The sequence below is a fragment of the Nocardia sp. NBC_00416 genome, assembly GCF_036032445.1.
Classification (GTDB): domain Bacteria; phylum Actinomycetota; class Actinomycetes; order Mycobacteriales; family Mycobacteriaceae; genus Nocardia.
The window spans coordinates 3,628,942-3,653,832 of the sequence record NZ_CP107932.1 but is presented as its reverse complement, the minus strand read 5'-3'; the positions used below and the strand labels follow the sequence as shown (position 1 = coordinate 3,653,832).

Annotated in this window: 24 protein-coding genes; 9 read left to right on the top strand and 15 right to left on the bottom strand. The window is 67.1% G+C overall.

Translation table 11 applies throughout. The features are described 5' to 3' along the window. Positions 1-18 precede the first annotated feature (18 nt). Complete coding sequence (locus OG804_RS15405) at positions 19-795, top strand: ESX secretion-associated protein EspG (RefSeq protein WP_328398095.1); 777 nt, start codon at positions 19-21, stop codon at positions 793-795. Positions 796-863: 68 nt separating this feature from the next. On the opposite strand, the gene OG804_RS15400 is transcribed toward OG804_RS15405, so the two are convergent. Together OG804_RS15400 and OG804_RS15395 are read right to left on the bottom strand one after the other, a co-directional pair. After that, positions 864-1,454 (bottom strand): hypothetical protein, encoded by a 591-nt coding sequence (locus tag OG804_RS15400; protein ID WP_328398093.1) that lies wholly within the window; start codon positions 1,452-1,454, stop codon positions 864-866. Then, the gene (locus OG804_RS15395; RefSeq protein ID WP_328398091.1) at positions 1,451-1,696 is read right to left on the bottom strand and encodes a hypothetical protein; all 246 of its coding nucleotides are present in this window, start codon (positions 1,694-1,696) and stop codon (positions 1,451-1,453) included. Before OG804_RS15395 ends, OG804_RS15400 begins: the two co-directional genes overlap by 4 nt. Before the next feature lie 302 nt (positions 1,697-1,998). Here OG804_RS15395 and OG804_RS15390 point away from each other — a divergent pair, with 302 nt between their 5' ends. Further along, the gene (locus OG804_RS15390) at positions 1,999-2,871 is read left to right on the top strand and encodes a helix-turn-helix domain-containing protein (RefSeq protein WP_328398088.1); all 873 of its coding nucleotides are present in this window, start codon (positions 1,999-2,001) and stop codon (positions 2,869-2,871) included. Positions 2,872-2,876: 5 nt separating this feature from the next. After that, positions 2,877-3,062: a DUF397 domain-containing protein gene (locus OG804_RS15385; protein ID WP_442941881.1), complete on the top strand. Its 186-nt coding sequence runs from the start codon at positions 2,877-2,879 to the stop codon at positions 3,060-3,062. A gap of 253 nt (positions 3,063-3,315) precedes the next feature. Here the strand turns inward: OG804_RS15385 and OG804_RS15380 are convergent, their stop codons facing one another. From OG804_RS15380 to abc-f, 8 genes are all read right to left on the bottom strand, one after another. Further along, a complete protein-coding gene (locus OG804_RS15380; RefSeq protein ID WP_328398084.1) occupies positions 3,316-3,690 on the bottom strand; it encodes a hypothetical protein in 375 nt (124 codons plus the stop codon). Positions 3,691-3,971: 281 nt separating this feature from the next. Further along, positions 3,972-4,445 (bottom strand): GNAT family N-acetyltransferase, encoded by a 474-nt coding sequence (locus OG804_RS15375; RefSeq protein WP_328398082.1) that lies wholly within the window; start codon positions 4,443-4,445, stop codon positions 3,972-3,974. Beyond that, positions 4,442-5,611 (bottom strand): orotidine 5'-phosphate decarboxylase / HUMPS family protein, encoded by a 1,170-nt coding sequence (locus OG804_RS15370; RefSeq protein WP_328398080.1) that lies wholly within the window; start codon positions 5,609-5,611, stop codon positions 4,442-4,444. Before OG804_RS15370 ends, OG804_RS15375 begins: the two co-directional genes overlap by 4 nt. A 53-nt stretch (positions 5,612-5,664) precedes the next feature. Continuing rightward, a complete protein-coding gene (locus OG804_RS15365) occupies positions 5,665-7,476 on the bottom strand; it encodes a hypothetical protein (protein ID WP_328398078.1) in 1,812 nt (603 codons plus the stop codon). Between the two features lie 82 nt (positions 7,477-7,558). Beyond that, a complete protein-coding gene (locus tag OG804_RS15360; RefSeq protein ID WP_328398076.1) occupies positions 7,559-9,043 on the bottom strand; it encodes an FGGY-family carbohydrate kinase in 1,485 nt (494 codons plus the stop codon). A 120-nt stretch (positions 9,044-9,163) separates the two neighbouring features. Beyond that, positions 9,164-10,330 carry a macrolide family glycosyltransferase gene (locus OG804_RS15355; RefSeq protein WP_328398074.1) on the bottom strand — a complete coding sequence of 389 codons (1,167 nt, stop codon included), beginning with the start codon at positions 10,328-10,330 and terminating at the stop codon, positions 9,164-9,166. Between the two features lie 126 nt (positions 10,331-10,456). Next, positions 10,457-11,071 carry a CatB-related O-acetyltransferase gene (locus tag OG804_RS15350; protein WP_442941880.1) on the bottom strand — a complete coding sequence of 205 codons (615 nt, stop codon included), beginning with the start codon at positions 11,069-11,071 and terminating at the stop codon, positions 10,457-10,459. An 81-nt stretch (positions 11,072-11,152) separates the two neighbouring features. After that, the gene (abc-f, locus tag OG804_RS15345; protein WP_442941839.1) at positions 11,153-12,787 is read right to left on the bottom strand and encodes a ribosomal protection-like ABC-F family protein; all 1,635 of its coding nucleotides are present in this window, start codon (positions 12,785-12,787) and stop codon (positions 11,153-11,155) included. A 133-nt stretch (positions 12,788-12,920) separates the two neighbouring features. Between abc-f and OG804_RS15340 the strand changes: the two genes are divergently transcribed. Beyond that, entirely contained in the window at positions 12,921-13,550 is a 630-nt protein-coding gene (locus tag OG804_RS15340) for a TetR/AcrR family transcriptional regulator (RefSeq protein WP_328398068.1), read from the top strand. A gap of 155 nt (positions 13,551-13,705) precedes the next feature. Further along, a complete protein-coding gene (rox, locus tag OG804_RS15335; protein ID WP_328398066.1) occupies positions 13,706-15,130 on the top strand; it encodes a rifampin monooxygenase in 1,425 nt (474 codons plus the stop codon). Between the two features lie 122 nt (positions 15,131-15,252). Here the strand turns inward: rox and OG804_RS15330 are convergent, their stop codons facing one another. Continuing rightward, complete coding sequence (locus tag OG804_RS15330; RefSeq protein ID WP_328398064.1) at positions 15,253-16,074, bottom strand: mycofactocin-coupled SDR family oxidoreductase; 822 nt, start codon at positions 16,072-16,074, stop codon at positions 15,253-15,255. A 330-nt stretch (positions 16,075-16,404) separates the two neighbouring features. On the opposite strand from OG804_RS15330, the gene OG804_RS15325 reads away from it, so the two are divergent. Next, complete coding sequence (locus tag OG804_RS15325; protein ID WP_328398062.1) at positions 16,405-16,911, top strand: nuclear transport factor 2 family protein; 507 nt, start codon at positions 16,405-16,407, stop codon at positions 16,909-16,911. Positions 16,912-17,053: 142 nt separating this feature from the next. Then, positions 17,054-17,332, top strand: coding sequence for a hypothetical protein (locus OG804_RS15320; RefSeq protein ID WP_328398060.1), 279 nt, complete (start codon positions 17,054-17,056; stop codon positions 17,330-17,332). Between the two features lie 122 nt (positions 17,333-17,454). Here the strand turns inward: OG804_RS15320 and nrdF are convergent, their stop codons facing one another. From nrdF to OG804_RS15300, 4 genes are all read right to left on the bottom strand, one after another. Then, positions 17,455-18,417, bottom strand: a complete 963-nt coding sequence (gene nrdF, locus OG804_RS15315) for a class 1b ribonucleoside-diphosphate reductase subunit beta (RefSeq protein WP_328398058.1) — start codon at positions 18,415-18,417, stop codon at positions 17,455-17,457. A 155-nt stretch (positions 18,418-18,572) separates the two neighbouring features. Continuing rightward, entirely contained in the window at positions 18,573-18,800 is a 228-nt protein-coding gene (locus OG804_RS15310; RefSeq protein WP_328398056.1) for a hypothetical protein, read from the bottom strand. A 119-nt stretch (positions 18,801-18,919) separates the two neighbouring features. Beyond that, entirely contained in the window at positions 18,920-19,846 is a 927-nt protein-coding gene (locus OG804_RS15305; protein WP_328398422.1) for a dioxygenase, read from the bottom strand. Between the two features lie 296 nt (positions 19,847-20,142). Beyond that, entirely contained in the window at positions 20,143-21,222 is a 1,080-nt protein-coding gene (locus OG804_RS15300; RefSeq protein WP_442941838.1) for an ABC transporter substrate-binding protein, read from the bottom strand. A 294-nt stretch (positions 21,223-21,516) separates the two neighbouring features. Here OG804_RS15300 and ctaD point away from each other — a divergent pair, with 294 nt between their 5' ends. Continuing rightward, positions 21,517-23,256 (top strand): aa3-type cytochrome oxidase subunit I, encoded by a 1,740-nt coding sequence (gene ctaD, locus OG804_RS15295; protein ID WP_328398052.1) that lies wholly within the window; start codon positions 21,517-21,519, stop codon positions 23,254-23,256. Between the two features lie 360 nt (positions 23,257-23,616). Next, positions 23,617-24,834 carry a phosphoserine phosphatase SerB gene (gene serB / locus OG804_RS15290; protein ID WP_328398050.1) on the top strand — a complete coding sequence of 406 codons (1,218 nt, stop codon included), beginning with the start codon at positions 23,617-23,619 and terminating at the stop codon, positions 24,832-24,834. The last annotated feature ends 57 nt before the right edge of the window (positions 24,835-24,891 follow it).

Sequence of the window (24,891 nt, the reverse complement as noted above, 5' to 3'; positions counted from 1 at the left end):
AGAGAAGGTGAACGATCGATGCCCGAGTGGACCTGGGAGCCGGACGATTTCGCGGCGTTGTGGTACAGCGACGCCTACGATCGCTTCCCCAGCCCGCTGCGCTACACCAGCCGCTTCGCCTTCAACGACGACGCGCGGGCGCATCGTCTCGCGGTCCGCGCCGGGTATACGCGCGAGGAACTGGCCGGGATCCAGGTGGCTCTCGATACGCTGGGCGCCTCGGAGTTGCGGATCGAGATCCTCGGCGCCACCTCGGCGCACAAACGCAGCACCGGACCCGGCGATATGCGGAAATACCGGATCGTCGGGGCGCGTACCGAGGCGCACGCGGTGACGTTCAGCCAGGCCGGTACCGACACCGAGCACGGTCCGATCCACGTGCGGCTGTTCCGTCCGGAGACGCTGGCCGCGCGCCTGGTTTCGGCCCTCCCGGTCTGCGTGCCCGGCACCGCCGAACCGGCCACCTTCCACCCCGAGGATCTCGGACCGCGCGGCGACGACTATTTCGAAGACGGGCGGCGGACCCGGGCGCGTGAACAATACCGTCGGCTGCTCGGCCGGAAGGCCGACGGCGGCGGTTGCGCTGTCCTGCTCACCGGGCGTTTCGACGCGGCCGCCGAACCGAGCCGGGTGCTGGAGTGGTACGACATCGCCGGTGACGGCCGCTATACCGAACAGCGCGGCGCCCATGTGACGGTCCGGCCGGCCACGCCCGCCGAGTTCACCCGCCACTTCACCACCTGGCTGGACCGCGCCTGGCGGCTGCTGGAGGAGGACCGCGAACACTCCTGGTGAGCTGCGTACCGAACCGAATGTGCCGCAACGGATCTCGCTGTCCGCCGGGTCATCGCGCGACGATGCGTTCATCTGGTCGAGCCCGTGCAAGGCGGCGCGGCGCTTCGCAGGCGGAGCAGGGGGGCGTGGTTGGCGTCGTCGAGGGCGAGGGCGGCGGTCCACAGGGAGGAATCGAGCGATTCGGGAAGGCTCCAGTCCGCTGGGTCGAGGGCGGGCAGCCGCAGGCATACCGGGTCCAGCTCGGGCAGGTGGCGGGGCGCGACGGCCCACCACTGCCGTCCGGTGGCGTCGATGGTGGCCGCGACGAGAAGGTCGGTGGCGCCGGGGAGCCGTTCGGCCGCACGGCGGACCTGCTGCGGGATGTGCCGGTTCGCGGGCCGGTACGCCAACTGGTCGGCGAAGACCACGAAAACGAACCCGAAACCGAACATGCCGGGCCCCAACACCGTGCGCAGCTTCGCGGCGTGCACGTGGATCGGATTCGGCTCGTCCGGGCCGCGGTCCCGGCTGAAGTCGACCCGGACGCATTCGGCGTGGACAGTCGCACCGTCGTAGTGGAATCCGTAGAGGACGGGCAGCGGCTCGGTCGCCACGGACAGCAGATAGCGGGCGGTGATCTCCTCGACGGATTCGTCGTCGGGGTACCGGATCGGTGTCATCCGCACAGTCCTTCCGGGACGGCCCGGGCCCAGAACTCGTGCCGGACGGCGTCCCACAGCGTGGTGAGCTCCGGGAACCGCTCGCGCATATCCGCCAGATCCGGTGCGGTGGCAGGACCGGCGGCCGACAGCAGGATCTGTGCGCCGGAGGTGTCGCAGACCCGCAGCATCCGGATGCGCCGATCGAACCGCCACACCGCGAGCCACTCATCGGCCCGGGTGCGACGGACGGGCGGACGCACGGCCGAACCCCAGTTCCCGCCGAGCGGATACGCGCCTGCGGGCAGCCGATCCCGAACCGGTTCGAGGGTGCGGAGATTCGCTCCCAGGTGTGGTCGGCAACCGGGAAATTCCTCTATGTGCCAGGGGCTTCCGTGTGTTCGTGGCATGTGGTTATGTTGCTGCGCGTCAGGGGCTCGGCGAATCTCGACGAGAAGCATTCACAGGATCTGCGTATCGGCCCAGCACGTTTCTCAGTGCCTGCCTACGATGATTCTCGACCGGAGAGACGCCGAGCGGTTCACTCGAGAAACGGGGAGGCGCGATGCCGAGCAAGGCGGATCTCAGCGGTACGACATTGCCGCGCAGGCAGTTGGGGCGGGCGTTGCGCGACGCCCGCCACGCACGAGGGTCGACGCTCGAACAGGTGGCGGGGGAGACGGAGTTCAGCCGGGCGACGCTCAGCCGGATCGAGCTGGGGCAGTACGACAAGATCAAGGTCCGGGAGGTCGAATACCTTTCCAGGTATTACGAATTGCCGGAAGACCGGGTCGAATTTCTGATGTCGCTGGCGGCGCAATCGAATACGAAGATCTGGTGGCAGGGTTATCAACCCTATCTCCGCGAGAGTTTCGCCACGTATCTTGAATTGGAGACGTATGCGACGGAGTTCCGGTTCTTCCAACCGCTCGTAGTCCCCGGGCTGCTCCAGACAAGTGACTACGCCAGGGCTGTCTTCTGCGCCTATGCGCCGGAGGATCCGCCGTCGGAAATCGAAAAGCGGGTCGAGTTGCGAAGCCAGCGCCATAGGCGTCTGCTGCGTCGCCGGTCGAGGATGCAGCTCGAATGTTTGTTGCACGAAAGTGTGCTGTACGCGGTGGTCGGATCGAGTCGAATCATGGCTGCTGAGTGCCGATTCCTCGCCGATCTGAGCACCCGTGACGATGTCGCGATCCGAGTCGTACCCTTCTCGGCCGGACTTCCGACGGGAAGGGTTGTCCCGCCCTTCAATATTCTCGACTTTCCCGACCGTGAGCCTCCAGTGGTTTATGCCGAGGGAGCGATCGGCTCGATGACTTTCGAGGATGTCGACGATGTGAGGCGTTACCGCACCCTGTACGACGACCTCCGCAACGCGGCGCTCGGGGAACAGGAATCTCGAGATCGAATCAGGAAGATAGCAAGGAGACACGAGTAGTGGACATGGATCTATCCGGTGCACAGTGGTTCAAGTCGTCGCACAGTGGCGGTAATGATGATTGTGTCGAAGCCGCTTGGCTGGGCACAGAGCAGGTCGGCGTTCGGGACTCGAAGAACCCGACCGACCCCGCCCTGATCTTCACGCAGGCGGCTTGGCGGGCCTTCACCACGGCTGTACGGGGCGACTGATTTCTCACCGCCCGACACGGATTCGCGTCGATCACCACGCCGACATCGTGGGTCGGTGCGCTACGACTCCGTTCGATTCCGCACGCCGATTTCGTTCATTGCCGCATGACGACAAGGCATTTCGGAGCGGATCGGCGCAAGGGTGGTCAGTCCGGGGAACCCGTTCGGACTGCTGCGCCATCCGACGGCTGCTGAACGCGATCACTGCGCTCGCAGCCATATTGTCGACGACAGCGCCCGGGCAGGACGAACGTCAGGTACGCCATACAGCTGTGAACTCGTACCACGGGCCACCGAGGTGAGTCGCGGTGAAGTCGTCGAAACCGACCGGTGTGCCATCAGGTGAGTACGCCCAGCCACTGCTCACCGAGGGCCCGAGTCCGCCGCCCTGGATGAAGTAGACGGTTCCGTCGGGGTCCTTCCTGGCATAGCTGATGTCGAACCGGCCGATTTCGACATGGGAGCGTGCGGGTTCCGGACTCGCCAGCAGGTCCAGGGCCACCCGCTCGAACTGCGGACAGGTGTCTTCGAACGACGGGCGGGGCAGGAGCGTGACAGTGCCCGCGGCAGCGAGAATCATCGCGGGGGCCGCCGCGATCCACCATGACCATCTCCGGTCCCTGCCCACGACGCGCAGTGTGCGTATCGCCCACACGGCACCGCAGCTGAGGAGCACGAATACGGCCGCAGCGCCGAACAACAGCGGATCAGCCCAGGCGTGGGGGGCCGTAGCGGGACGGCCACCAGTCGTAGTAGAGGCACACCGACACAACAACTGCGACGAAAGTGATCGCCAAGTGGAGCGGGCCCGTCACCTGACGGAGCTTGCCGCACAATCGGATACCAGGGTGTGGTGGCAAGACCTCGTGCACTTCCTCGGCTTTCACACGCGGGCTGACCGGATCGGGATCAGAGCACCAGGTCGTAGACGGCTCGGTCCTTTCCGGGGCCCTTGAAATCGGTGACCACCGAAACTCCGTGCACGGTGTAGTCGCCTTCCACGTTCCGGAATCCGAGCTCGGTCCAGGTGGCGTGCGCGGCGGAATTCTCCGGTTCGGACGTGAGATACAAACGTTCGCACTGCCATTCGGCGGCACGGAACCGCACAGCCTCGATCAGTGCCCGGGTCACCCCGCGCCTGCGGAAGTCCGGATGTGTCATCACATCTTGTAGGTAGACCTGGCTCGGGTCTTCTTGGCTTCTGAACGCGATCACCGCCCCCGCCACGGTGTTGTCGATGAGGGCGACCGGGCAGGACGAGTGGAACAATCGAGCGTAGAGCCAGTAGTCGGATGGGGTGCGCGGGCGGATATACGGCTCACCGAGCTCCATCAGCGCCAGTACGTCGGGAATGAGTTCGACGGTCAGCGTGCTCACTTTCACCGGTTGTCCTCCTGCCCTTGGATCATCCTGACCATATGCTTCGCAGCCCGGGCTGGATCTACCGCCTCTGCGATGCTCCGGCCGATGACAATTATGTCCCAATCGGTGCTGTTGATGATCGGCTGGTCCCTGGTGCTGAAGCCGCCTGATACCGCTACGGGAAGTCGAGTCCAGCTGCGTACCGCCTGAGCCTTCCCCAATGGCTGTTGTCCTCGGACGCCTTGGTCGATGTTGGTGGTCACGGAGAACCCATCGACACCGGCGCGCTCCATTTCCTGCACCCAGGACTGAGTGGTTTGCGCCGATGGCACGTCCAGCAGTATCGGTGCACCGAGTCGCCGACCCGCGTGTACCGCCGCCGATACGCTCATCACGGTCGCCGGACCGATCAGGAAGACGACGTCGGCGCCGGCCTCTACCGCGAGCTCGACCTGGTCCTGCCCCCAATCGGCGGACATCATCTCAGCGACGACCAGCACGTCGGAAACCTGCCGCTTGATGCGTTCGACGGCCCCGACACCAGCGGCTTTGATCAGTGGATCGCCGACTTCGATGAAATCCACCCCCGCCTGTGCCGCCGCTACGGCGACCTCGACGGCACGGTCGAGGTCGTGCAGGTCCAGGGCGACCTGAATCGCACGGCCGCCACGCAGGCGTCGATATCTTTCTCGCGGGTTGAACGTCGCGGCCGCCCCACCGGCCGGATCGGTACGCGTCCGGCGGTGGATGGCCTCTGCCTCACGTCGGGCGAGCCAGTTCGGCGAGTCGAGACCCAAGGTCACGAGGCGACCGAGCTCGTCGTCGGGGAGCTGGATCCACTGAGTGCGCTGCTCCCGCAGCAATCGCGCCAAGGCCATATCTGTCGCCGTAGCGGGCACAACAGGGTTTCCGGCGTGATGAATGAGATGTAATCGCGCCACCAGCTTAGCGATCCGCTCTGGGCACTGGTTCCACGTACCGTCCGCTGTCAGGGCCGCGATCACTTCGGCGGCATGGGACGACAGTGGCACCTGGTTGCTGTCGAGGAGCCCTTGCATGACTGATCCCCGGACATGCCAGTTCGCATCGGAGAGCAACGCCTCGAATTGAGCCCTTCTGGCATCCGTAGGATTCTTGCCGACGGACCTCGCGGTGGCAGCACGCACCTTGTAGTCCTCGTCGGACACCAGCCGGTCGATAATATGCGATGTCAGGCTGTCGTTCAGTGTTCCGGCGTCGGCTATGCCCTCGTCTCGAGATCTCGGATGTCCAACGTCGCCTCCAGGTGGGCCACAGCGTCTGTCCAAATTCTTGCACCGAACCGGCTGAGAGCATTCAGCAGCCAAGGCGCGTACCCGTCACCCAGCGCTGCCACGATATTCGGGATTCTCAGCAGCGACCGTGCCACCTCGATCGCCTTATCGCTGGAGCAGCGCTTCGCACAGGAGATCAGCACCTCGTCACTGGCGAACTGAGTACCCGCACGGGCGAGCCGCAGCATTGTCGGCAGCGTTGTGGACACCCCGATGCTGGGCGCCAGCGCGAAAGCGGCCGCGAGTTCTGGTGAATGAGCGTCGATCGCGTAGACGACGAACTCGAACAGCCCTCGGGCGGTGGCCGACGTCGTGCTCTGAATCGCCAGCTCGTTCAACGCGGCGATCGTCGCACTGGTGCGCCCGCGCGCCACCATCAGCTGTGCTATGCGAGTCGCGAGCGCGTACTCACGAATGATGTCGTGACCGAAAGCCAAACGACCCGACGAGGCCGACTGCGTCAACGGTGACAGGTCGACGGCCGAAATCATTCGGGCGGAGACGTCATGACCGGGTGAGTCCGTATTCGTCGAATCGACGAGTTGGCCGGGCACCAGATGACCGAGCTCTCGTTCGGCGAGATCCTGCAGAACCTCGAGCGCCCGGTCCACGTCCTGGCCCGATGCTCGCAGGATGGAACGGACACAATGATCGATCAGGCGGAAGGCGTTGATTTCTCGAAGATCCGTGCCGCTGCCGGCCGTCTTGACCAACTCCATGTACAGCGGAAGGCGGGCCAGCTGTTGGATCGACTCGGGCAGGTCCGTGAACGACGGCTCGGCGTCTCCGCGCGACCTGTTCCACGCCTCTCTCGCGGTTCGCGTATCCCAGTCGGGGACCATATAAGAGGTGCCAGGAGACGGCTCGTACAGGGACGCGGCCAGAACTGGGAACGGGGAGAATTCGACATCGGGGGGTGTGCGAATCGCCAGGGCGAACCGAAATCTGACAGCGCTGACCTGCCGGAGGACGCTGTCGATCTGGCGGCCGATTCTGTCCAGCTGAGCTTGTGAACTGAGGCCGTCGATGATCACGACGAACGGGCGTGATAGGTGCGCGCATGCCCCTTCCAAGGTGAGCAGGGCATCGTCGCCGTCCGGGATCGATGCGTATCGAAGGATCTCCGAACCCAGGTTCGTGCGGGTGGTATCCCACGAGTCCAGAGTATGGAGCTGGAAGTCCGCCTCGTTCGCCACTGTTTGCGCGAGGTGGCCCACGAGCATGCTTTTTCCCCGGCCGCCGCCGCCTTTTATCGCGTAGACCCGGGACGGCGAGTCGAGGAATTCCCGGAAATGGTCGGAATCCGCACGGTTCGGGAGGTAGGGCAAGCGCTGCTGCCGGTGACCGATCGAATCCACGAGAATCCGGGTGCGCTCGGCGGAGTTGGCGCCCAGTGTGGTCGCACCGTCGTGTGAACTGTCTTTCAGCGCAAGGTTGCGGTAGGCCGGATTCGGCGCCAGGACGAGATCATCGATCCATTCGCTCGCGCGCTGATGGGGGCGCGGAACTCCACGAGCGGGCAGGACCCGGCCGAGGTATTGATAGGCATCGCGCAGCGTGAGCTCCGGTGGCCCCTGCGGATCCCCCTCGTTGAGCAAGCGGATGAATTCACCGGTGAACGCGGTGTGGGCTTCTCCTGCAGGAGCGAGAGCGAGCTCATCCCGTGCCGCAGAGGTGAGCACACAGCCGCCGTAGACCTGCGTGAGGTCGGGAACATCGGTGTTCGAGTCACCCAGCACATAGTGGGCGCCGCCCCCATAGGTTCGATGTAAGCATGAAACAGATTGTGCGACAACATCTCTCCTCAATCTGTTTCGCGCTCTATCGGGAGGTCCGGCCGGATGCCGCTCGGTGCTGCTGTTCCGCGAGGAAATGCGCAGTCTCGCTGGTGGTCTCATACAGCGAGCGATAGTGCCGGTAGAACGATGCGTAGTTCGAGCCTGTGCTCGGGTCGGGAACAACGGTATCTGTGATCGGGTTCCAGGCACTGGTATCAACGCCCATCGCCTCCGCTGCCAGCTTCGCATCACCGAGACACGCTCCGATGGTCTCGGCCGGGATCTGCTGGGCCGAGCCGGTGACGTCGCTGACGATTCGAGTCCATAGTCCGCCCCGGGTTCCGCCGCCCACCGCGACCAACCTGGTCGCCCGGGCTCCGGCCTCGGTCATGGCCTCGAGATTGTGCCTGACGCCGTACGCGATGCCCTCGAGTACCGCACGATAGAGCTCCGCGCGGCCGTGCGAAAGAGTGAGACCGGCGATCATGCCCCGGGCGTCGGGATCGAACAGCGGCGTCCGTTCGCCGGCGAAATAGGGCAGGACGAGCAACCCGCGACTACCCGCCGGAACGTCTGCGGCCGCCGCGCTCAGCTCGGCGAACTCACCGCCGAACAGGTTGCGAAGCCAGTCTGTGACGGCGCCCGAGGTAGCCATACCGGCCGCGAGCATATATGTCGCGGGCAGGGTTCCGTCGACATTCCACAGGCCAGGGTGCGGATGCGGAGTTGTGACGACCTGGCTGAGGAACATGGTCGTCCCGTACATGAGCATGGTGTCTCCGGGTGCGGACACACCCACGCTGACGGCCTCCGCCCACGCGTCTATAGCGCCACCCGTCACGGGCAGGCCCGCGGGTAGTCCGGTGGCGGCGGCAGCGGCATCGGTAACCCATCCGATCACCTCGTTGGACCAGCACAAATCGGGAAGCGCGATCCCAGGGGCGATCTTCTCGGCCCAGTCGATGGACCATTCTCGCCGGTGGAGGTCGTAGAGCGGATTGCACTGGCTCGCCGACTGGTGGTCGAGAACATATGCGCCGGTGAGGCGATGGATCAGAAATGAACCCGCCATCAAGATCAGCTCGGTACCGTCGAACACCCGCGGCTCGTGACGTGCCAGCCAGCGTAGCCGCGGACCGAGCGCCTGACTGGTCAAAGGCGATCCGCCGTGGGCCAGGATCGCGTCCGCGCCGAATTCTTCGTTCAGTTCGGCTACCTCGGAGGTGGCGCGGGTATCGATCCCGTACAGGATCGCGGGGCGCAACGGCGTGCCCGCGCGATCCGTCGGCAACAGACACGGCCCGATTCCACTGACAGCCAATGCGTCCAGTGGCTTACCGACCGCGATCAGCTCACCGACGATCGAGACGAAGTCCGACCACCAGACCGATTCCGCATCTTGTTCGGCCCAGCCGGGGAAGGGCGTCGATACGCTGTGCGCACGTACGGCCTCGGCGACGATAGTGCCGTCCGACGACACCAAGACACCCTTGGAACTGGAGGTGCCGATATCGATTCCGAGGAACACGTTATCGGCCGACCCTGTTGGCGAGCCCGCGCCGGACCGTCGTACGAATTCTCTTACCGCGGTGTCGACTCGGATTCATGGGGTCATTGTGCTCCCAAAGTTCGCTGCCCATGGCGATTGTCAGCTCAGCATGTTCTCGATGAGGTCGGCGGCACGCCCGGTGCCGCCCTCGGCTCGCGTTTCGGCGCGTAGCCGCGCCGACCGGTCGGCGACCTCCGGGTCGGTGACGAGCTCGTGCAATGCCGACCGAAGGTTCTCGGCGGTGGCGTCCTCCGTATCGATGCGCCGGGCCACGCCCAGTTCCACCAGCCGGTCGGCGTTCATGAACTGTTCGGCGCCCTGCGGTGCCGCGATCATCGGCACACCCGCCAGCAGTCCTTCGCTGGAGCCGCCCATCCCGGCGTGGGTGACGAAGGCGTCGGCCTTCTCCAGGATGGCTCGCTGCGGGACCCAGGAGTGCATTTCGATATTGCCCGGGATCTCGCCGAGTTCCGCTGGGTCGGTGTACTTGCCGATCTGGAGGACCACGTGCCAATCGGGCAGGTCGCCGAAGGCGGCCAGGCACTGACGGTAGAACTCCGGTTGCCGGGTGTAGGCGGAGCCCAAGGAGATCAGGAGGACGTTCTCGGCGTCGGCGGGACGGGTCCAGTCGTCGAGGGGGCCGAGACAGGGGCCGACGAAGGTGGTGATCTCGGTGTCGACCTGGTCGGCGTGCGGTTGCATCGCCCGGGGGATCAGGGCCAGGGCTCGGCTGGGCGGGCCGGAGAAGGCGTCCACATCCGTGGTCGTCGCCCCGCAGCCGGTCAGCCATTGTTCGAACTTCGCCCGGTGGGCGTCCGCGCCCGGCAACTGCCGGATCTGTGCCCCCACCTCGTCCTCGTAGCCCTTCCAGCCCACAAAGGTCGGGGACAGCTGCACCACGGGGCGGTTCTGCGATTCGGCGAGAGCGCGTGCGGCGTAGGCACCGATGTCGTAGAGGTAGAGGTCCGCCGGGTCCGCGTCGTAGGCCGCGCGCAACTGCGGGAGGGCCGGGACGGCGTTGTCCAGGAAGAGGTCCATTGCCGCGATGGGATCGTCGGGCCAGTTGTTGTCGGCGACCGGCAGGGTGGAGGTGCATTCGACCAGTTCGGCGCCGGTGGCCGCGACCAGATCGCCGACGGTGGGATCGTTGGCGTAGGTCACCCGATGGCCGCGGGCAACCAGCTCGCGGATGATCTCGAGGCTCGGCAGGACATGGCTGACGATCGGGATGCCGATCATGGCGATATGGGTACGGCGAACAGGCATGGGCGGTCCTCGTTTCGGGATCCGGGGTGACAGGGCGGGGCTCAGATCAGGGGACTCGGCGCGGCGGCCGCAGGCGCCGGAACGCGGGCCGTCGCCGGACCGGCGCACGGAGATTTCGGCTACCGCTCATCCGCGTGCGGTTTCCGGGGCGGCGGCTGCGAGATCGGCGACACTGCCGGACATGATCGTGGGCACATGCGCGGTGATGTGCTCGACCGGCCAGTCCCACCAGGCGATCGCGAGCAGTCGGGCGATATCGCCGTCGGGATAGCGGGTGCGGATGAGCTGGGCCGGGTTGCCGCCGACGATGCCGTAGTCGGGAACGTCGCGGGTGACCACGGACCCCGCGCCGATGATGGCGCCGTGGCCGATCCGCACGCCCGGCAACACCGTGACGCCGTAACCGAACCAGACATCGTTGCCGACGACGGTGTCGCCGCGGTTCGGCAGCTCCGCGAGCAGGTCGAAATGATCCGACCACGCGCCGCCCATGGTGGGGAACGGGAAGGTCGACGGGCCGTCCATCCGGTGGTTCGCGCCGTTCATGATGAACCGCACCCCGGTGCCCAGCGCGCAGAACTTTCCGATGACGAGCTTCTCCGGGCCGTAGTGGTACAGCACGTTGCGGGTTTCGAATGCGGACGGATCATCGGGGTCGTCGTAGTAGGAGAACTCGCCGACCTCGATCAGCGGCGAGGTGACCAGCGGCTTCAGCAGTATTACGCGGGGCTGGCCGGGCATCGGGTGCAGGACGGTCGGGTCGGGTAGAACATCGGGCACAGCGAACTCCTTCGGGTGAACGGATGATCGGGGCGGCGCACGTCAGACGGTGTCGGCCGGGACCAGCGCGCCCAGGTCGAGGTGGGCGCCGCGCCAGCGCTCGCGCAACCGCCGGTCGTGGCTGACGACCACGAGGGCGCCCCGGTACTCGGCCAGTGCGGCTTCCAGTTCCTCGACGAGACCGGGTGAGAGATGGTTGGTGGGCTCGTCGAGCAACAGCACCTCCGCCGGTTCGCTGACCAGCCGCGCCAGCGCGAGACGCTGCCGCTGCCCGGTGGACAGGTTCGCGACGTGCGTCGTGAACTGGGCCCGGGTGAAAAGTCCCAGCGACAGCAGTGTTCCGGTGTAGTCGGTGAGCTCGCCCGGCCGGCCCGCGGCGAACGCGGCCAGCAATGTCTGCCCGGGTTCGGCGGGGCGCGGCTCCTGCGCGAGATAACCGACCCGGCCGCGGCGCACGACAGCGCCGCTGTCCGGTGCGAGTTCACCGGCCAGAATGCGCAACAGCGTGGTCTTGCCCGCGCCGTTCGGGCCGGTGATCAGCAGGCGGTCACCCGCCGCGACGGTCAGATCGGTCCGGTCGAGGCGGCCCGCGACCGCGATACCGGTCGCGTCGAGCACCGCACCGTGCACCCGGCCGGCGCGTGGAGCGGCGGCGAACCGCAGCGGTTCCGGCGGCGGCGGGACGGGGTCGGCGAGCAGGCGGCGCAACCGTTCCTCGGCATTGCGGACGCGGCCGGCCAGCGACTGCTGTACCCGTCCGCCCGCTCGGTCGTAGGCCATCTTGTTGTTGTCCTTCATCGCCCGTCCCGGAGCAACCCGGCGCGCCGTGGTCGCGATGGTCTCGCGCAACCGGTCCGTATCGGCCTGCCATTGCGTATGCGCCTGGACCCACCGCTCCCGTGCGGCCGCCTTCTCGGTCAGGAATCCCTTGTAGCCGTTGCCATAGCGGACGACACGCTGCCGGTCCGCGTCGACCTCCAGCAGGCCGGTCGCGATCCGCTCGAGGAAGACCCGGTCGTGCGATACCGTCACCGTCGTGCCGCGGCGGGTCCGCAGATGCTCTTCCAGCCAGTTCAGGGCGTTGTCGTCGAGATGATTGGTCGGCTCGTCGAGCAACAGCACCTCGGGTGCGGCCGTCAGCACGGCGGCCAGGCGCAAGCGGACCTGTTCGCCGCCGGACAGCCCGCCGACCGCGCGGGCGCGGGGGACCAGCCCGAGTCCGAGGCCGTGCAGAGCACGTTCCACCCGGGCGTCGGCGTCGTAGCCGCCGCGCAGTTCGAAGATCGTGGACAGTTCGCCGTATTCGGCCAGTCCGGACTCGTCGCCCGCGGTCATCGCGACCTCGAGCCGGCGCATGCGCGCCTCCAGGTCGCGCAGGTAGCTCAGGGATCGATCGACGACCTGCTGGACGGTCAGGTGTGCGGGGAGTTGTTCGTCCTGCGCGAGGTAACCGACGCCGCCTTCGGCGTGCACGACGATCTCGCCCTGGTCGGGCTGTTCACGCCCGGCGAACAGGCGTAGCAGGGTCGTCTTGCCGGACCCGTTCTCGCCGACGATCCCGGTGCGTTCACCCGCGCCGAGCGAGCAGCTGACGGCGTCGAGAACGCACCGGCCGTGGAAGGACTTGCTGACCGCGAGCGCGGTGATCTGCGTGGGCACAGGGATTCTCCGAAGCATTCGAGGACGACGCGGCCGGGCGGGACCGCAGGGCCGGGGGAACGCTTCGGAAGAACATCGACAACCTCACTAGTGCGACGAATGTTGCATTAGGATGATGCCACAGCTTTTCCCACTGAGCAATCGGATACCGATGACGAGTTCACCCACCGCACCCACCGCCGCCGCGCGGTCCGTACCGCAACCCCGGCCGGGCGGCCGGACCGCCCGCATCCGCGCCCAGGTCATCGACGCTGTCCGCGCGGAGCTGACCGAACACGGATACGACGCGCTCACCGTGGACGCGGTCGCTGCCCGCGCGGGCGTGCACCGCACCACGGTGTACCGGCGCTGGCGTGATGTCGGCGGCTTGATCGCCGACGTCTTCGACGCGGCCGGCGGCGACGACTGGACCCCCACCGACACCGGCACCCTCCACGGCGACCTGGCGGCCCTCAACCAGGAGATCCAGGATTCGCTGACCGAAGAGCCGTCACTCGTCGCGGCCCTGATCGCGGTGTCGTTCCGGTCCGAAGAGGCCGCCCGCGCCCAGCAGCGACTCTGGGAAGACCGGTACACGCGGTGCGAGACGGTCGTCGAGCGCGCGATCACGCGCGGCGAGATCCCGCCCGGCACCGACGCGCGGGCCCTGCTGATCGCCGCGACCGCGCCGCTCTACCACCACCTGCTGTTGCTGGGCACCCCGGTCGATCCGGACCTGCCGGGTCGCGTGGCCGACAGCGCGGCGTTCGCCGCGGCCGCGGGCGCGTTCCGTACCCGGTAGCCGCCGGCGCACCGGGGGGCTTGCGGCCAGGGTCGGGTAGTGCTGCACAATCTCCCGCCATAGCAGGTGGTTGCGGGCACATGCGCGGGAGCACACAGGTGTGCTGCGATCACGCGCGGCAGCCGGCCGAACGCGACGTGTCGAATGGGGTTCTCATGATTGATGTGATCATCGCCGGTGGCGGGCCGACCGGCTTCGTGCTGGCGGCCGAACTGCGGCTGCACGACGTGCGGGTACTGCTGCTGGAGAAGGACGTCGAACCGACGAAGGTGGTCCGCTCGATGGGCCTGCACGCGCGCAGTATCGAGGTGCTGGACCAGCGTGGACTGCTGGAGCGGTTCCTCGCGCTCGGCCGGCGGTCTCCGGTGGGCGGCTTCGCCGGTATCCGCAAACCGGCGCCCGAACGGCTGGACACCGCGCATCCCTACATTCTCGCCATCCCGCAGCCCGTCACCGACCGCCTGCTCGCCGAACACGCCGCCGAAGCCGGCGCCGACATCCGCCGCGGCCACGAACTGTCCGGGCTGAGCCAGGACGACCAGGGGGTCACCGTCGAACTGGCCGACGGGACGCAACTGCGTTCGCGCTATCTCGTCGGCTGCGACGGCGGCCGCAGTACCGTGCGCAAACTGCTCGGCATCGAGTTCCCCGGCGAGCCCAGCAGAGTGGAGACGCTGATCGGCGAAGTGGAGCTCACCGCGCCGCCGGAGACGGTGAACGCGGTGGTCGCCGAAGTCCGCAAGACCCAGTTCCGGTTCGGCGCCGTACCTCTCGGTGACGGGCTGTACCGTGTCGTCGTGCCCGCCGCGGGGGTGGCCGAGGATCGCGCGGTCGCGCCGACACCGGACGAGTTGCGCCGGCAGCTGCGCGACATCGCCGGCACCGATTTCGGGATGTGCTCGCCGCGCTGGCTCTCCCGCTTCGGCGACGCGACCCGGCTGGCCGAGCGCTACCGGAGCGGCCGGGTACTGCTGGCCGGCGACGCAGCGCACATCCATCCGCCGACCGGCGGTCAAGGGCTCAACCTCGGTATCCAGGACGCGTTCAACCTCGGCTGGAAACTGGCCGCCGCGGTCGCCGGCTGGGCGCCGGAAGGACTGCTGGACAGTTACGAGACCGAACGGCGACCCGTGGCCGCCGCCGTGCTCGACAACACCCGCGCGCAGATGGAATTGATAGCGGCCGAGCCCGGCCCCCAGGCGGTGCGCCGACTGCTGTCGGAACTGATGGACTTCGAGGACGTGAACCGTTACCTGGTCGAGAAGATCACCGCAATCGGTATCCGCTACGACTTCGGTGCGGGCCCCGAGTTGCTGGGCCGGCGGCTGCGGGATATCGCATTGCGGCGCGGCCGCCTCTACGAACAGATGCACGCCGGGCGCGGTCTGCTGCTCGACCGGACCGGCCTGCTGTCGGTGGCGGGGTGGGCGGATCGGGTCGACCACATCGTCGACGACGCGGCAGAACTGGATGCTCCCGCGGTGCTGTTGCGGCCGGACGGTCACGTGGTGTGGGCCGGTGCCGATCAGCGGGAATTGCTCGGCCGGCTGCCCGCGTGGTTCGGCGCGCCGACCGGCTGATTCCGCGCAGGTCCGGGGAGGCCGACTCGGCCGAGACAACATGCCGGACAAGGGCATTCAGCTCCGGGATCTGTCCGCGCAGTTCGGCGAGGGCGGGGGTCCCTCGCCGCGCGCCGCCGCGCTCAGATCGTGCCGGCGCTCATCCCGCCGGAAATGGTGAGCGCCTCACCGTTGTATCGGCGGCCGGACTCGGAGACCAGCAGCAGGATCAGCTCCGAGACCTCCGCGGGCTGGATCAGCCCGCCCCCGGCCTCGAACATCGCCATCGCGTCCGCCTCGGTCGGATTCTCGATATCGGGCAGCAACTCCCGGTAGGTGGCCGGATTCAAGATCATGTCGGTCTGCACGCCCGAGGGCAGGACCGCATTGACGGTGATGCCGTGCTCCGCCACCTCCAGCGCCAGCGATTTCACCAGGCCGACCACACCCCATTTGGCGGCCGCGTAATGCCCCGACTTCCGGGCCCCCATCCGCGCCACGATCGAGGAGGTCGCCACGATCCGGCCCCACCCGCGCTCGACCATATGCGGCACGACGGCGTGAAAGCTGTGGAAGACGCCCGTCAGATTGACATCGATCATGTCCTGCCAGGTCTGTTCGGGCATCTCGGCGATCAGCCCGCTGGAGGCGACACCCGCGTTGGCCAGCAGAATATCGATTCGACCGAATTCGGCGATCGCGCGTTCGGCGACAGCGTCCATCTGCTCCCGGCTGCGCACATCGGCGGTGACGGGCAGACAACGACGTCCGGCCCGGGTCACCAGCGCCGCCGTATCCGCCAGGTCCTGTTCCGAAGCCAGCGGATAGGGGACGCTCGCGACGGGTCCGCCGATATCGCACAGCACGATATCGGCGCCCGCCGCGGCCAGCGCCGTCGCGTGCGCACGCCCCTGCCCCCGGGCGCCGCCGGTGATGACCGCGACCCTTCCGTCCAGCTCGCCCATGATCCTCCTTCGTCCGTTCCTTCTGCCCCATCGTCACATCCGCGGCAGCTGTCGCGCCGCAGGTTCGGGCCGGTCCCCGGCGAGTCCGGCTGTCCGCGTGCCGATCGGCGCGCTGGGACCGGTACAGCTCGGTGTTCCTGTCCCGCCCGGCGCCCGGCGCCCCGTCGCCGCTCGCCATCGGCCCGGCCGCAACGTCGGGGCGATATCCCACCAGCGCAACGACAGTGACCTGCGCAACGAGCGGTTCGACGCAGGGCCGGACCGATACACTGCGCGAAGTCCGAACCCCCGGCTCCCGGCAGCCGCTCGAACCTTCCACGAGGAGGCCGCATGTCACGCGCACCCCGACCGCAGTCCACGGAAGCCGATCTGGCGCAGCGGGTAGCGCGGTTGGAGGCGGTCGAGGCGATCAAGGCCCTCAAACACCGCTACCTGCGGGCCTGTGATGCCAAGGACCCGAAAGCGTTCCGGGAGTGTTTCGTCGCCGCGGGCGCCGCGGTCGACTACGGCGTGCTCGGTTCCTTCGACGCCGACGGTATGGCCGCGGTGTTCGAGAAGATCGCGTTGCACAAGGTCGACGGGAAGAACGTCATCCTCGATATGCATCACGGGACGCATCCCGATATCACCGTCCACGACGACGAGCACGCGTCCGGGCGGTGGACGCTGAAGTTCCGTCAGGTGAACCTGATCGAGCAGACGGAGACGGTGATGACCGGCGAATACGACGACGAATACCGCGTCGAGGACGACCGGTGGAAGATCGCGGCCTGCCGGTTCCGTCAGAATTGGTCGATCACCCGGCCGGTCGACGACACCTGTCGCGTCGCGCAATAGGGTCGTCGCCCGGCGCGCTTCTCGTCAGCGACTCACGGGACGGGAACGCCTTGTCGAAACTCGATACACGACGCGCCGAAGATCCGAACTCACCGAACTCGGCCTCGGCAACACCCGAGCCGCGAAAACCTGGAGCAAACTGATGAGCGTGGACCTGTCGTTCTACCGTTCGAAGACGTCCCAGCGGCTGCGCGCCGAGGGTCGTGTCGAAGGCCTTGTCGAGGGTCGTGTCGAAGGCCGCGTCGAGGGTCGTGTCGAGGAAGTGGTCGACAAGATCCTGCGGCTATTGGAGGCTCGCGCGATCGTCGTCCCCGAGTCGGCCGAGGAACGCATTCGACACTGCACGGACCTCGAGGTGCTCGACCGTTGGTTCGACCGCGCCATCACCGTTTCGGATATCGCGGAAGTTTTCGCGGAGTAGCCGGGTCGGGGCGGATCCCGGGTGACCTCCGGTCGAGGACCGGCCGTGCGACATTCCAGTCCACGGCTCGGTCCACCTCCGGGTCCGGTTCATCCACGGACCCGGCCCGGCATCCGTTCGGATCAGAAGTTCCAGTCCTCGTCCTCGGTATTGACCGCCTTGCCGATGACGTAGCTCGACCCGGAGCCCGAGAAGAAGTCGTGGTTCTCGTCGGCGTTGGGGGACAGGGCCGACAGGATGGCCGGGTTCACCTCGGTCTCGTCCTTCGGGAACAGGCCCTCGTAGCCCAGGTTCATCAGCGCCTTGTTGGCGTTGTAGCGGAGGAACTTCTTGACATCCTCGGTGAGCCCGACCTCGTCGTAGAGATCCTGGGTGTACTCGACCTCGTTGTCGTAGAGCTCGAACAGCAACTCGAAGGTGTAGTTCTTCAGATCGTCGCGTTCGGCCTGGGTGACCTGCTCGAGTCCGCGCTGGTACTTGTAGCCGATGTAGTAACCGTGCACCGCCTCGTCCCGGATGATCAGGCGGATCATATCGGCGGTGTTGGTGAGCTTCGCCCGCGACGACCAGTGCATCGGCAGGTAGAAGCCCGAGTAGAACAGGAAACTCTCCAGCAGAGTGGAGGCGACCTTGCGCTTGAGCGGATCGTCGCCGCGGTAGTAGTCCAGCACGATCTCGGCCTTGCGCTGGAGGTTGCGGTTCTCCTCCGACCAGCGGAAGGCGTCGTCGATCTCGCGGGTGGAGCACAAGGTCGAGAAGATGGAGCTGTAGCTCTTCGCGTGCACCGATTCCATGAACGCGATATTGGTGAGCACCGCCTCCTCGTGCGGGGTGAGCGCGTCGGGGATCAGGCTCACCGCGCCGACGGTGCCCTGGATGGTGTCCAGCAGCGTGAGACCGGTGAACACCCGCATGGTGAGTTGTTTCTCGTCGGGAGTGAGCGTCGCCCAGGACGGGATGTCGTTGGACACCGGGACCTTCTCCGGCAGCCAGAAGTTGCCGGTGAGCCGATCCCAGACCTCGGCGTCCTTCTCGTCGGGTACCCGATTCCAGTTGATGGCCGAAACCCGATCGATGAGCTTCATCCTGCCTCCACACCCTTCCCAGCGACTCCGACGGACTCGTAACACTACCCCTTGGGGGTGAAATCATCGAGCAGCACCACCGGTTGTGTTCAACGCGTCGAAAGGACTGGAAGATCCGGATTTTCGGCGCACGGCGACCGCGGCGCCGAGCGTACTCAATCGTCCGTGGGAGGTTCCTGGCGGCCACCGTCTTCGTGCTCGCCGGACGGTGACGGCGACATGGCCAGCCCGAAGGCGATTCCGAAACCGGCGCCGAGGGCGATGCCCAGGGCGAGATTGTTCAGGACCGCCAACCCCAGCGGAACCCCGATCGCCATGCCGATGGCGATCCCGACGCTCAGGCGGTACGCCAGTGAGCGATGACCGTGCGCCTTGTCGCCCATAGCTCGACGGTACTCGGGGAATGGGCTTCCACCTGCGATTACGGTCCCTCGAAATGGTGAAGGCCGGTCGGAGCGGGGTGAGCCCGGTGCGCGTGTCGCGCGCCGGGATCACCGCGGCGTCAATTACTCGGCGGCGGGCCGGGAGGAGCACCCGAAGGCCGCTGTCCGCCGGGCGGGCCTCCGTTGGGCGTGCCTCCGTTGGGCGGGCTCCCGTTGGGTGGGCCTCCGTCCGGCGGGGCGCCACCCGGTCCCCCTCCTTCCGGGGACTGGTTCGCGGACTTCTCGGCCACTCCGATGGTCAGCGAGATGTCCATGCCGGAATCCGGAGTGCCGGTGACGGTGGCGAGTTCGGCTTCCCAGCCGTCACCGAAGACGTTATCGGTGGCAAGGGTGACCTCGGACAGGTTCGTGAGGCTGCGGGCATAGCCCGAATCGGTGTTGTAGACCTTTTCGCAGACGTCCTGTGGAAGTGCGATCTGCGAGGTGAGGCGGGCGTTCTCGCCGGCCACCGCGGTCTCGAGGCTGTCGTAGACCTCGAAATGGATATGCGGCCAGCGGCCCGCGTAGCAGGCGGGAAAGATCGACGTGAAACTCACCTGCCCGGAATCATCGGCGATCTGCACCCCGCGCAGATAGTTCTGTTCGGTGATGTCCCGGCCGTACAGCGAATACTCGCCGTCCCGGTCGCAATGCCATATGTAGAGCGCCATACCTTTGCCCGCAGCACCATTCTGTGCCAGGTCCTGCAGCGTGAGCCGGATGGTGGCGGGCACGCCCTCGGCGGTGCCGGAGTAGGGGCCGAAACTACTGGTGATATCGGAGCGCACGACACCGGATTCGACGAGCACGTTAGGGCCGTTCGAGCCGTCACCGGGATACGGTCCGGCGGTCTCCTGCGGGGCGGCGGCCACCGTCCCGGTGTCGGCCGCGGCGGAAGTCGCGGCCGATCCGGCGGGAGCTGAGCCGTCATTGGATGCGCAGGCCGCCGCGACCGACGCGGTCCCGGCTGCGCCGAGCAACCAGAGGGCCCGCCGCCGGGAGAACATCACCGACAGATCGTGGGCGAGCCCCAGATCGTGTTCGTGCCGTTCCTCTCGCGGCCCTGATGGACGTTTCCGCACTGCGCACCTCTTCTCGACGATGGGTGACTGCGACGGTAGAAACACTGCCTTGCCGATGGCTGGGTCCGCGCTGTGAGTCTGCTGTGCGCGTCACCGCCACCAGCCCGGGCACCCCCCACAGGCCCCGGTGCGCACCCCGCCGCGCCGATTCCACCGCGACCACGAACGCTACGGCCGCCACCCGCGCAGCCGACCCCCGCGCCACCGTGCACTACAGGACGTCACTCCATGACGTAGGCGTTGAGCGTGTTCTCGATATCGGTGAGGACCGCGCGCGCCGCCGTCAGCCCGGTGGTGTGCCAGAGGGCGTCGTCGACGACGAAGGTGCGGTTGTCGCCCACCGCGCCCAATTTCTCCCACTGCTCCGAGCCCATCACCGATTCGCCGTGGTCCCGGCCGTCGGGACCCGCGAACATCACCATGATCAGATCGCCTTCGGCGGCGACCGGATCGGATTCGTCGATCGGCGCGGAGGTGTCGCGCTGCGCGGGCGGGCGGGTCGCGCCGGTATCGGCGAGGATCTGCGCCGCGAACGTCTCACTGCCCAGGAATTCGCTGCCCGAGGCGGTGAAACGGACGAGGGACGCCTGAGTGAAGCGGGCGTTGATGGTGGCTCCGGTCGCGGCGGCTCCGGTGTGATAGGCGTCCAACGCCGCCGCACCGGCTCCGTGCCGGCCCAGCGCGCCCGCGAACGCGCTGAACTGCTTCTCCCAGTTCTGCTCCGCGCCGATCAACACCGTCGGGGCGATCGCGCTCAACGCGGCATAGTCGGCCCGCCCGGCAGGTGTCTCGCCGATGATCAGGTCCGGGTTCAGCTGGGCGATGAGGGCAGGGTCGGGGTCGGCCGCGACACCGACACCGGGCACGTCCCGCACGCCGTAACCCAGGTAGCCCGGCTGCGGTGTGGGTCCCGCGACCGTGGTCGCGCCGACGACCCGCTCCCACAGCCCGACCGCGCAGGCGGCGTCGAGGGCCGAAGCGCCCAGCACGACGATCCGCTGCGGATCGGCGGGCACCTGCGACTCCCCGGCCGAATGCCGGACGGTGCGGGTGGCGCCCTCGGCGGGATCGGGCGCGGTGGGTAGCGAGCAGGCCTGGGTGGTGTCGCGTTCGACGCCGACCACGCCGGCTCCCGCGATCTTCGTGGTGGCGCGGACGATCGAGGCCGAATCGTCGGGATGACTCGCGCACGCGGACACCGTCAACGCGGCGCACGCGAGCGCGGCGCCCAGCAGCCGGCGGGCACGGCCGGTCCGGGGATCACGCACGGCTGGAGAGTGGACAGCGGAGCTCACCGGCATGCCGGGAAGGGTACATGCCCACCGGGATTCGACGCGCGCCAGCGTTGGGCGCGGATCGGCCGCCGGCCGCGCGACCAGCCGCTGGCCCGCTCGGGGCGGTCGCGCGGACCCGGCACAAGGGCAGAACGACGCCCCTGAGTACGACACAGAGTAGGACCCGGACGCCTCGCACTCGACGGACGGTTTACGATTCGAGAAGCGCAAGCTAACCGTTGGCCGCCCGGGCGCACCGGGCAGCGGGCAAAAAACAGTGGAGCCTGCGGAGCGACCCTAAAGGCACCTTCAGGAGGATCAGTGACTGCCGTAGAGCCCAAGCCAGTCCCACAGGGGGTGGAAGCGACTCGGCCATTCCCGGCGCGGACGGGGCCGAAGGGGTCGTTCATATACAAGATGGTGACCACCACGGACCCGAAGGTCCTGGGCGTCATGTATCTGACCACCTCGATGGCGTTCTTCCTCATCGGCGGCCTGATGGCCCTGATGATGCGCGGTGAGCTCGCTCGCCCGGGTCTGCAGTTCCTCTCGCCCGAGCAGTTCAACCAGCTGTTCACCATGCACGGCACGATCATGCTGCTGTTCTACGCGACCGCGATCGTGTTCGGCTTCGCCAACATCATCCTGCCGCTGCAGATCGGCGCCCCCGACGTCGCCTTCCCGCGCCTGAACGCCTTCAGCTACTGGCTGTACGCGTTCGGCGCCACCATGGCGACCGCCGGCTTCATCACCCCGGGCGGCGCCGCGGACTTCGGCTGGACGGCGTACGTGCCGCTCACCGATATCCTGCACTCGCCGGGTGTGGGCACCGACCTGTGGATCCTGGGCCTGGCCGTCTCCGGTCTGGGCACCATCCTCGGCGGTGTGAACATGCTGACGACGGTGGTCTGCCTGCGCGCTCCGGGCATGACCATGTTCCGGATGCCGATCTTCACCTGGAACATCGCCGTCACCAGCGTGCTCGTGCTGCTCGCCTTCCCGCTGCTGACCGCCGCCCTGATGGGTCTGGCCTACGACCGGCACCTGGGCGGGCACATCTACGACCCCGGCACCGGCGGCATCCTGCTCTACCAGCACCTGTTCTGGTTCTTCGGGCACCCCGAGGTGTACATCATCGCGCTGCCGTTCTTCGGCATCGTGTCCGAGATCTTCCCGGTGTTCAGCCGCAAGCCGATCTTCGGCTACACCACCCTGGTCTACGCGACGCTCGGTATCGCGGCTTTGTCGATCGCGGTGTGGGCGCACCACATGTACGCCACCGGCGCGGTCCTGCTGCCCTACTTCTCGTTCATGACCTTCCTGATCGCGGTCCCGACCGGTGTCAAATTCTTCAACTGGATCGGCACCATGTGGAAGGGACAATTGACGTTCGAATCGCCGATGTTGTTCTCGGTGGGCTTCCTCGTCACCTTCCTGTTCGGTGGTCTGTCCGGTGTCATCCTGGCCAGCCCGCCGCTGGACTTCCACGTCACCGACTCCTACTTCGTGGTCGCGCACTTCCACTACGTGCTGTTCGGCACGATCGTGTTCGCCACCTACGCCGGTATCTACTTCTGGTTCCCGAAGATGACCGGTCGCATGCTGGACGAACGCCTCGGCAAATGGCACTTCTGGACCACGTTCCTGGGCTTCCACCTCACCTTCCTGGTGCAGCACTGGCTGGGCGCCGAAGGTATGCCCCGCCGCTACGCGGACTACCAGGCCGGTGACGGTTTCACGACGCTGAACACCATCTCCACCATCGGTGCCTTCATTCTCGGCGCCTCGATGCTGCCGTTCCTGTGGAACGTCTTCAAGAGCTACCGCTACGGCGAAGTGGTCACGGTCGACGATCCGTGGGGCTACGGCAACTCCCTGGAATGGGCGACCAGTTGCCCGCCGCCGCGGCACAACTTCTACGAGCTGCCGCGGATCCGCTCCGAACGTCCCGCGTTCGAACTGCACTATCCGCATATGGTCGAGCGGATGCGCACGGAGGCCCACGTCGGTTTCACGGGTGGAGCCAAACACCACCCCGAGGAGACGCTGGTCAAGTCCTAGCTGCTGCGCGTGTGCACCCGTCGACCCGGTCGACGGGTGCACACGCGTTTCCGGGGTGCGTCGCGGGCTGCTGGACTCGACACGGCGGGTCGGGGCGGGCACCGATCTCGCGACCCTCGGCTCTCTCGTCCGATACGGCAGCACATACATTGTTGGGGGCTTGCCAGAGGTCTTCGGGTCCGGCGACCGTGCGCAGCGTGGCGCTCCTTCCCGGTGGTCGGCATCCGTGGTCGGGGCCCGCCCCGGTTCTGGAGCGACGCAGCGAAGGAGCGCAGCGACTGACCGTAGGAGTGAAGAACCGGGGTTGACAGGGCCCCGACCCGCGCCGCCGAAGGTGGCGCCGAAGATAGGGGAGTTGTTTTGGCCGAGACCACCGTGCTGGTCACCGTGACCGGGCCCGATCGTCCCGGTGTGACGTCGGTTCTGCTGGCGGCCATGTCGCGGCACCGGGTGAGTCTGCTCGATATCGAGCAGGTGGTGATCCGCGGCCGACTCACGCTGGGCGTGCTCATCAGTTGCCCGTCCGACCCCGAGGCGCTGCAGGACGAGCTCGAGGAGGCGATGAACACCGTCGACATGCAGGTGGATGTCGATATCGACGCCGATGCCGCGCGGGCTCCGGTGTCCACCCACGCCGTGGTGGTGCTGGGGTCGCCGGTCACCGCGCGGGCCTTCAGCACGGTGTCGCGGGAACTCGCCGCGCTCGGCGTGAATATCGACACGATCCGCGGCATCGCCGACTACCCGGTGACCGGTATGGAACTGATGGTGACGGCCCCCGACCGAGCCGGTGACACGGATTCACGGTTGCGCACCGCGCTGGCCGAAGTCGCCGTCACCGAGCGGGTCGATATCGCGGTGGAGCGAGCCGGGCTGGCGCGGCGGGCCAAACGACTGATCGTGTTCGATGTGGATTCGACCCTCATCCAGGGCGAGGTCATCGAGATGCTGGCCGCCTACGCCGGAGTCGAGGAACAGGTGCGGCAGGTCACCGAGGCGGCCATGCGCGGCGAGATCGACTTCGCGGAATCGTTGCGGCAGCGGGTGGCGACCCTGGCCGGACTGGACGAATCGGTGATCGCGGAGGTCGCCGCGACGATAGAACTGACACCGGGAGCACGGACGACCATCCGCACACTGAAGCGGATCGGGTTCCGGTGCGGGGTGGTCTCCGGCGGATTCCGGCAGGTGATCGATCCGCTCGCCCGTGAACTGGAACTTGATTTCGTGCAGGCCAACGTACTGGAAGTGGTCGACGGGAAACTCACCGGCCGGGTGGTCGGGCAGATCGTCGACCGGGCCTACAAGGCGACCGCACTGCGCGCGTTCGCGGCCGATTCCGGGGTACCCATGGAACAGACGGTCGCGGTCGGCGACGGCGCCAACGACATCGATATGTTGAACGCGGCCGGCCTGGGTGTGGCGTTCAACGCCAAACCGGCGTTGCGAGAGGTGGCCGATACCGCGCTCTCGCACCCTTACCTGGACGCCGTGCTGTTCATCCTGGGGGTCACCAGGGACGAAGTCGAAGCGGCGGACGCCAGGGACGGGCTGCTGCGGCGGGTCCCGCTCGGTTGACATGTGTTCATGGCCCGCATGCGGTAAGGCGGGCGGGCCCTCGTGACCCGGAACGAT